Genomic DNA, 8,828 nt, shown 5'->3' on the forward strand with positions numbered 1-8,828 from the left:
AGCTAAATATCCTATTATCGGGATGATCGTTCGACCGATTCTGTCGCCCTGCTTCTTGGTGCTCTTTGCCGTGAAAAATATTTTGCTTAACTATTTTTGATTCTTGAGGGTGGCGCAAAATATTTTCACCCGCCATGGGCATTTGTGTCCTTTGTGGTTCAAATCATAGGGTGCCTTAAAGCCTACGTATGGCAAGCTTTCACTCTTAAGTCAGTGCCATTGGCTTCTGCCCTCTTGATATGTCCAGTCGTCAGGCCCGTGTAAGGCCTTTGATGAGTCCAACAATCATCTTCCTTCATCTTCCTGCATGTAAGGGTATTGCAACGCCTGGCCAGGAGTGATTGCTTTTATCTGGCCTAATTCGGTCAGCTTGCTGAACAGGTGAGCTGCCTCTTCGTCATAACTACGCATCCTGCTGGCAACCAGCTCTCGTTGGGTACTGAAGTGGTGAGATATACAATCAGCAAAGAAGGTATCAGAATATCTCATACACTTTCCAGGATCTTTAGGAAAAATAAGTGGTGAAAAGTGTTCTCCAAAGAAAACCTGGGAAAAAATTATGCCCAGGCACCAGAGGTCTATATTTGCACTGGGTTTATCTGATGAATGACCTGATTCAGCATGACCGTTCAAAAAGTACTGAACAATGACAGGACCTTTAATACCGGGATAATTTTCAGCTATGATGTGTTCTGTGGTGTCTTCTGCCAGTCCAAAGTCAGCAATTTTAATATCACCATTTGAATTGATGAGTATGTTCTCAAGCTTTAAATCATTATGGATCATACCCGTATCATGAATTGCTTGTACGCCCTTGAGTATTTGTCTGAAGATTGCTTGGACACGGTGTTTGTCCGGGGCTGTGGATAAACCTTTAAGGAAGTCACGCAGATTTGAGTCGAGCATCTCCATTATCAGGTATTTCAAGGGGCTATTGGTAGAAGATGTGCCCGTGATCTTGACCAGATATTCGGTGCCGCTGGCATTAGAATTCAGGAGTTTGCGATTTATTGTATGCTCATGCTCAAAATCAACCAGGTCGTCTATCACTTTCATGGCGAAAGGCTGACCTTCCTTGCTGGTAACTTTATAGACAGAGTTAAAATATCCAGCGCCTAGTTTAAAATTAAATTCAAAGCCAGCGTTTTGTCGGCATGGCATATGATACCTTTCAGCGAGAATAACTCTGGAAAAATTGGATGCTTCACGTTTTTCCAGCTCTCTGCGTTGCGAACAGGCATCGACCTGTGTCATGTAATTCAAATACCAGTCTGGATAATCAGCACCTTTCAAATGGGAATCCATAAAACGTCTTAAAGATTGATGGTCAAACAGGAACTTGATGCTAACTCCATTGCCTGGCCGGGCTTCAGAGAGCCTGGAGTCAATACCTTGAATAATTCCTGAATGAGCCACAGGCGAACTTGTCGGCCAGGGTTGGATATTGAGATTCGCCAGTGGTGTGCTTGAGTTGGTCGCCATATTACGCAGGTATGTAAGTCCACCTGTTGCACAAAGCAGCAAAGTCAGGTTTTGTTTGTAATTACGCACCAGCCACCTGGCAAAACGGTACCCGTAAGATGGCCTCTCAATCCTATTGGCGGGAGAACTGGAAGATAAAGTTGAGGTAACGGAGGTATTGATAGCAGCTTCCTGCCCAGAATTGGTGATCATGTGGCGGCCCTGGATATTTAATGAAGTTCCAAATTGCTCAGTTTATAAATACGTCATTTTGTTGTTCTTATTACATTCATCATATTGTCAGGAAAAAATTCAAACCATTACGTGTCCTGAATAATAGGTGCAACTAATCATTTACGGTATGGACTGTTGTCACGAAAAAAATCCGTCAATCCTTCTTCACAGTTTAACTCTTTTGCTATTACCTGAATACTATACTTCAACGACTTTCGGTTAAGATGTATATTTGTATCCACTACCCTTCCATTATCAAATTCAAGACCTTGAACTACCTCTCTGTTCAGAACCTTTTTCAGCTTGTCATTTTGACCCCCTTGATAGTTTTCAAGATATCTTTGTATCTTCCCGGGGTTTTGAACTGCCATCATATATTTTGGAGGTAGTTTAGGTAAAAGATACAATTTCAGGTTGGCTGGTTTTTCATTAGATCTTCGGTAATGGTAAATCCTGGCTATCAGGGAATCTTCAATACTCATACTTGTCTTCCAAAGCTCATTAGTTAATTCTGGATAGCTCTTTGTTTTCCGTAAAAACTCTGCCAGCCAGGCGCAACAATGTACCCGGTCATTCTGGCTTGCCACGTCTAAAAGACCAAGCTCAAATGTTCTATCGGTGTGCTTTTTGGCTATATTGAAAAGTGGTTCAGCCCAAGCGGCAAGATAGCCGCCATACATATTTTTATCCTTGTGATATGGAATACCAATTGAGTCTATAAACGTAACTTTAATAGCCAGGTCATCTTTACGCTCCATTATACATAGAGCGGTATGTATACGTTGGAACTCCGTGTAGTTTTTGACAGCAGTCACTTCACCACTATGGATAAAGTTGGTCAGATCATCATGGAAAAACAATTCCCATTTATTTTCTATTTTTCTTTCAGGAAATTTATTCTGTAAGACTGTTTCAATTTCCTTCGGGGACAATGCAGACTGACCTCCATAAATTGAAATTTTTTCTCTGGGTTTACAGCCAGGCGCTACCATATGCTCTCGTATTTCATCCAGCTCATCTGATGCATTGCAGAATTCACTGTATGTCTTCGATGAAACAGCCTTGATATAAATTGATTTACACTGACCCATAATCCATTTTTTCTTTTCATCCTCACAGAGCAGTTCGCAGGTTAATTTCTGGCAGTGGGCAGTACCGGCAGCTTGAGCTTTCATTGACTGCAATTCTTTACCATTAGTTTCATTTTGTTTGTCATGGGTGATTTCTGGTGGTTCTTTTTCTACATCACTTATTTGTGCACTCCTGCCAAACACGTTCATAGGGCCGTTTGCTTCTATCTTAAACTCTTTACCATTTGATGCTGTTAGCGTATCAGTTTTTGAAGCAGTTATATTATTCATTTCAATCAGATTACCAAGTAGTTGGCCAAATGAACTCCCTGTCCTTCACGCATGGCTGCAAACCATTGTTCTTTAGACTTGGACTAAATGCACAGGAATAAGTTCCAAACAATTTTTTGCATTAGTGTTCAATCAAAATAATATCAAGTAAGGACAGAACCCGGGCCTAAGCCCAATGGCACTGACTTAAGCTTAAATGCCCCGTAAACAGGGACATTGATATAGGTTGCCAGATTTGAATTTGAACCACAAAGGCACAGAGACACAAAGAAAAAATTTCTTTTTTTTCCTTTGTGTCTTTGTGGTGAAAATCTTTTAACTAAATATGACAAGGCTTTCACGCTCAAGTCAGTGCCATTCGGCCAAAACCCCCTTTAAACCATTTATTTATTGCATCTTTACAACTCTGCTCGTGTTCCCCCGGGTCAGAATCTTAACCGTATCACCAACCTGTAATGGTGCTGATGGATTGGCTTGCTGAACCACTGAAATATATTGACCACTATCCAGCCGGATGGTCATTTCAATGCCCTGCTGTGTGGTCAGCGATTTTTCAGCCCGACTCCCCAGCACACCACCGGCAACACCACCAAGAATAGCGGCAATATCACTGCCTCTGCCACCACCAACACCGGAACCGGCAATACCACCAATAGCCGCACCCGCCACCGTACCAACGGCACCTTCGGTACCTTCCAGTTTGACATATTGCAACTCAGAAATAGTGCCAAAGCTCACCTGCTGAATTCGACGGGCCTCACTGCCTGAATACGTTGTCCCTGTGCTGTCCGTCATACACCCTGACAACAGAACGGCAGAATAATGGTCACTATGGCCCAGCAGTGTCTCAAATTCATGTCTTCAACGCCTTCTGGTAAAACAGAAAAGACCTCTCCAGTTAGCCGACCCAGACCCGCGCGTTCCGGAACATTCTCATCAGTGGAGCATCTTCACCCCAGTGATCAGGGTGCCAGCTATTTTGCACCGTTCGAAATACCCGCTCAGGATGGGGCATCATAATAGTTACCCGACCATCGGCAGAGGTCAGGCCAGTAACACCCTGAACCGAACCGTTAGGATTGTAAGGGTAGCGTGTGGTGGGCTTGCCCCGGTTATCCACATACTGCAAGGCGACCTGACCACTGCTGGCCAGCCGCTCAAGATGAGACGGATCGGCAAACTCGGCATACCCTTCCCCATGGGCAACGGCAATGGGCATACGGGCACCGTCCATCCCCCGGAAGAAAATTGAACGGCTGTTTTGAACCTCAACCATCGCCACCCGGGCCTCAAACTGCTCAGACTGGTTGCGGACAAAACGAGGCCAGTAGTCAGCACCGGGAATCAGGTCATGCAGATTGGAGAGCATCTGACAGCCGTTGCACACCCCCAGGGCAAAACTGTCGCGACGGTCGAAGAAACGGGCAAACTGATCACGAACCTGTTCATTAAAGAGAATCGACTTGGCCCACCCTTCCCCGGCTCCCAAAACATCCCCATAGGAGAAGCCACCACAGGCCACCACTCCCTTGAATTCAACCAGAGTTCGTCTACCGGAAAGAATGTCACTCATGTGCACATCCACTGATGTGAAACCTGCCCGGTCAAAGGCCGCAGCCATTTCTACCTGGCCATTGACCCCCTGCTCCCGCAAAATGGCCATGGCTGGACGAACCCCGGTGTTAATGTAAGGGGCTGCCACATCCCTGGAGATATCATAAGGCAGGGAGGCATGGAGCCCGTCATCATGATCATCCAGCAGGTTATCGTATTCCTGTTGCGCACACTCTGTGTTGTCCCGCAGCGCCTGAATGCGATAACTGGTTTCTGACCACCAGCGTTGGAACTTGATCCGGCTTTCACTGACCAGCTCGGAACCATTGAACCGAAACGATACCCGCTGACCCGCAGCCAGCGTGCCAATAGTGTGAGAGCAGGCGGCCAGCCCATGCTGAGCCAGGATATCCTTGACAAAACCTTTATCACGGTGCCGCACCTGGATAACAGCACCCAGCTCTTCATTAAACAGGGCAGGCAGAACCATGGACTTGTTACCCACCAGTTTATCCAGATCAACAGCAATACCGGTATGGCCAGCAAATGCCATCTCTATCAGGGTGGTAAACAGGCCACCATCCGAGCGGTCGTGATAGGCCAGCAGCAGGCCTTTATCCATCAGTTCCTGAATGGCATTAAAGAATCCTGTCAGCTCTTGCGGAGAATTAACGTCCGGAGCCGAATCACCTGACTGGCCATAGACCTGGGCCAATGCTGAGCCACCCAGTCGGTTGTGGCCCCGGCCAAGATCAATCAACAGCAGATCGGTATTCCCCTGATCCGTCCTTAGCTGGGGGGTCACCGTTTTGCGAATATCCAGGACCGGGGCAAATGCCGAGATAATCAGCGACAGTGGTGAAGTAACACACTTCTGTTCACCCTTCTCCTGCCACCGGGTTCTCATGGACATGGAGTCCTTACCCACGGGAATGGCAATGCCCAGTGCCGGGCACAGCTCCATACCCACGGCTTTGACTGTATCGAACAGGTTGGCATCTTCACCGGGATGACCGGCGGCTGCCATCCAGTTGGCCGACAGTTTAATATCGCCAATTTTACCGATGCGGGCAGCAGCGATATTAGTGATCGCCTCACCAATCGCCATGCGACCGGAAGCGGGTGCGTTGATCAGGGCAAGCGGGGTTCGTTCGCCTATGGACATAGCTTCGCCGGTATATCCCTCAAACGCTGTTGCAGTAACCGCGCAGTCTGCCACAGGCACTTGCCAGGGGCCGATCATCTGGTCACGATTGACCAAACCGGTAATGGTTCGGTCACCAATGGTGATCAGGAAGTTTTTGCTGGCAACGGATGGCAGTTTCAATACCCGTTCCATTGCTTCAGGCAACTGGATGTCGCTCAGGTCCAGAGGCGTACGCTGAAAGGACTGGCGTTGAACCTCACGGTGCATCCCGGGTGGTTTACCCAGCAGCACGTCCAGTGGCATATCCACCGGGTGATTATTGAAGTGGCTGTCATCCAGCACAAGCCGCTGTTCTTCTGTCGCCTCACCCACCACAGCATAAGGGCAGCGCTCCTGCTGACAGATCGCCTCGAACCGGGGCAGGTCTTCAGGTACCACCGCCAGGACATAACGTTCCTGGGACTCATTACACCAGAGCGCCAGCGGCGACATGCCCGGTTCATCATTATGAATGGCACGCAGCTGGAAGTGTCCGCCCCGACCACCATCACTCACCAGTTCAGGCAGCGCGTTGGATAGACCACCGGCCCCCACATCGTGAATGAAGGCGATGGGATTGCTGTCCCCCTGCTGCCAGCAACGGTCGATCACCTCCTGGCAACGACGCTCCATTTCCGGGTTGTCTCGCTGGACACTGGCAAAGTCCAGGTCTTCCTGGCCTTCACCGGAGGTCATGGAAGAGGCTGCACCGCCACCCAGGCCAATCTGCATGGCAGGACCGCCCAGGACAATCAGCCTGGCACCCACCGGGATCGCCCCTTTTGCAACGTGCTCAGCTTTGATATTGCCAAGACCACCGGCCAGCATAATGGGCTTGTGGTAGCCACGAACCTCATAACCTGCAGCGCCTTTGACACTGGCCTCAAAGGTACGGAAATAGCCACACAGATTCGGGCGACCAAACTCATTATTAAAACCGGCGCCGCCCAATGGACCATCAATCATGATCTCCAGTGGCGAGACAATGCGCTCTGGCTTGCCATAAGCCTGTTCCCACGGCTGTTCATAGCCGGGAATGTTCAGGTTGGATACGGTGAACCCCGTCAAACCTGCCTTGGGCCTGGCGCCCCTGCCCGTGGCGCCTTCATCGCGAATTTCACCGCCAGAGCCGGTAGCGGCACCTGCCCATGGGGCGATGGCCGTCGGGTGATTGTGGGTTTCTACCTTCATAAGGATGTGTATGTCTTGCTCATTAAAGCCGTATTCACGACTCTGAGCTTGCGGGTAAAATCGCTTTGCGTGAAAACCTTCGATGACCGAGGCGTTATCTTTATAAGCCGATAACACCCCTTCACTGTGCATGGCGTGCGTATTTCGGATCATCTCGAACAGGGAGAGTGCCTGCGCTTCACCATCAATACTCCAGGACGCATTAAAAATTTTATGCCGACAGTGTTCTGAATTGGCCTGGGCAAACATCATCAACTCAACATCCGAAGGGTCCCGTTCCAGTTGTTGATAGCACTGCACCAGATAGTCGATTTCATCCTCAGCCAAGGCCAGACCGAGGGACAGGTTAGCCGCCACCAGTGCCTCTGTGCCCCCTGCCAGAACCGACACCGTAGTCATTGGGGCAGGCTCGGACACAGCAAACAATGTTGGAATATCACGCTCATCCCGGAAGACCGCCTGGGTCATCCGGTCATGGAGCAAATCAGCAATCAGTGCTTCCTGATCATTCGATAAGCGGGTATCCGCAAACACCACAAACCGAACGCCTCGCTCAATTCGCTGGATCATATCCAGACCACAATTTTGGGCAATATCGGATGCCTTACTGGACCAGGGGGAGATCGTGCCCGGACGGGGAACCACCAAAAATACAGCCCGGGAGGCAAAGTTTTCTGGCTCTGTCTGATGAATCTTTGGGCCGTAGGTCAACAGTCTGGCCAGAATATCCGCCTGCCGTTCACTTGGCCCTGTTGTACCCGGCGGCCGGGTTTTGACGTAATGCTGGAATTCAGCAACAACACAGGAGATCTCTGGCACTCTGCCCTGCAGCTGGGCAAGCAGCTTTTGACTACGAAATTGGGAAAGTGCAGGGGTGCCACGCAGTATCAGCATGTTCTGGTCTGTCCTCGGGCCAATTAACAGCTATGAGGAGCTGCAGCCTGGATAAGCTGGTAATAATGAGCATCAGGAAGCCCGCATGAATGGCCACTTCCCAATTGGATTACTAGCCAGTTCGTGGGCTGCAGCCTCTCAACTCAGGGGGGATAAACAAAGGCTGCCTATCATAATCGAAACCAGCCTTCGGAAACCAGCAATCCCGGGCATTTCTTATGCTATTTATAAACAAAAGGCTACTTTCTGCGTGCTTCACGAATCTGCTTGCGCCGAACGCGAAAAAATTCGCTGATCATCTTACTGCATTCATTCTTGAGAACACCGCCGGTAACCTCTACCCGGTGATTCATCTGCGGTTGCTCAAGCACTCTTGCAGCACTGACAATGGCGCCGGCCCTGGGTTCTGCTGTGCCGTAAATCAGCCGACGAATCCGGCTGTGCACAATAGCACCCGCACACATGGTACAGGGCTCCAGCGTGACATACAGATCACAATCCAGCAGACGGTAGTTGCCAATGGCTGCAGCCGCTGACTGAAGTGCCAGAATTTCAGCATGAGCAACGGGATTACAGGATGAAACTGGCTGATTACAGGCCCGGGCGATAACCTGACCGTCCTTGACCACCACAGCACCGACGGGAACCTCACCCAGGTTACGGCCCTTGACAGCTTCCAGCAGGGCTTCTTTCATCCAGATAGTGTCATTCATCCAAATAGTGTCATTAATCACAAACGGTCTGCCAAACAACATAACGCTCTGTTGATCTGGGGGATTTCTTAAATAATTTTGTATCATGAAGGAAAATAGCAAGCTTTTCATCCGCCGCTGATTTGAGCATTTTTTTCAAGCTTTTTAAAAAAAATGAAAAACAGCCGATTAAACCTATGGATTTGTTTTCCAATATGGAATGTCTGAGCTATATATAGTGTCTATGCTATAGAT

General features: G+C 48.9%; 6 protein-coding genes. All 6 read right to left on the bottom strand.

Annotated elements, in window-relative coordinates; genetic code table 11:
• Window positions 1-285 precede the first annotated feature (285 nt).
• Window positions 286-1,674, bottom strand: coding sequence for a protein kinase family protein (locus tag KDK14_RS02710; protein ID WP_257263485.1), 1,389 nt, complete (start codon window positions 1,672-1,674; stop codon window positions 286-288).
• A 137-nt stretch (window positions 1,675-1,811) separates the two neighbouring features.
• Entirely contained in the window at window positions 1,812-3,056 is a 1,245-nt protein-coding gene (locus KDK14_RS02715) for a hypothetical protein (RefSeq protein ID WP_257263486.1), read from the bottom strand.
• A 387-nt stretch (window positions 3,057-3,443) separates the two neighbouring features.
• Complete coding sequence (locus KDK14_RS02720; RefSeq protein WP_257263487.1) at window positions 3,444-3,851, bottom strand: glycine zipper 2TM domain-containing protein; 408 nt, start codon at window positions 3,849-3,851, stop codon at window positions 3,444-3,446.
• 103 nt (window positions 3,852-3,954) lie between these two features.
• On the bottom strand, window positions 3,955-7,881 hold the full coding sequence (gene purL, locus KDK14_RS02725) for a phosphoribosylformylglycinamidine synthase (RefSeq protein WP_257263488.1): 3,927 nt from the start codon (window positions 7,879-7,881) through the stop codon (window positions 3,955-3,957).
• 239 nt (window positions 7,882-8,120) lie between these two features.
• The gene (gene tadA, locus KDK14_RS02730; protein ID WP_257263489.1) at window positions 8,121-8,594 is read right to left on the bottom strand and encodes a tRNA adenosine(34) deaminase TadA; all 474 of its coding nucleotides are present in this window, start codon (window positions 8,592-8,594) and stop codon (window positions 8,121-8,123) included.
• Window positions 8,595-8,607: 13 nt separating this feature from the next.
• Window positions 8,608-8,787: a hypothetical protein gene (locus KDK14_RS02735; protein ID WP_257263490.1), complete on the bottom strand. Its 180-nt coding sequence runs from the start codon at window positions 8,785-8,787 to the stop codon at window positions 8,608-8,610.
• Between the last annotated feature and the right edge of the window lie 41 nt (window positions 8,788-8,828).

It is taken from the genome of Endozoicomonas sp. ONNA2, assembly GCF_024606365.1.
Classification (GTDB): Bacteria; Pseudomonadota; Gammaproteobacteria; order Pseudomonadales; family Endozoicomonadaceae; genus Endozoicomonas.